Genomic DNA, 533 nt, shown 5'->3' with positions numbered 1-533 from the left:
GTAGGCAGGGGCGTAACTTCCGTATACACACATTACAATGATGAACTGCCGTTCTATGGAATGACAGGGGTAGAGACAGTAAGCTTCCTCGGAGAAACACCGCCATCTGCAAGCTATTCCTGGAATAATAATATTTTTGACGGCATGGCAGGTCTTAAAACTGTTTATGTGCCAAAGGGAGCTTATAAAGCATACAGTGACGCTTACAGGGAAAACCTTCCGGAGACAGTGCGTATCAAGGAAACGGGCGGTGATGATTTCATTGTTGTGGATGGAGAGGTGACCGGCTATACAGGTGACAGCACAGAGGTGACAATACCGGAGGGCATAACAAAGATCGGAACTTCTGCATTTAAAAAGTCGCAGATACAGAAAATCACGATTCCAGCGGAAGTGACAGAAATCGGAGAAAATGCATTTCAGGGCAGTACTGCACTGCAGGAAGTCGTATTTTCAGGAAAAAACAATGTTGCCGAGATCGGAAGCTACGCGTTTAGTGGATGTGGTGAGCTTACGGGCTTCAGCTTCGGAGA

1 protein-coding gene is annotated in these 533 nt (G+C 46.5%); it reads left to right on the top strand.

What is annotated here, in order from left to right; genetic code table 11:
* The coding region (locus DWW86_RS16930) for a leucine-rich repeat domain-containing protein (RefSeq protein WP_147338121.1) at positions 1-533 on the top strand (533 nt) is incomplete at both ends.

The organism is Ruminococcus sp. AF17-22AC, from assembly GCF_003460065.1.
Lineage (GTDB): Bacteria > Bacillota > Clostridia > Lachnospirales > Lachnospiraceae > Blautia_A.
The sequence above is the reverse complement of the archived record's forward strand: the minus strand, read 5'-3'. Positions and strand labels throughout refer to the sequence as shown.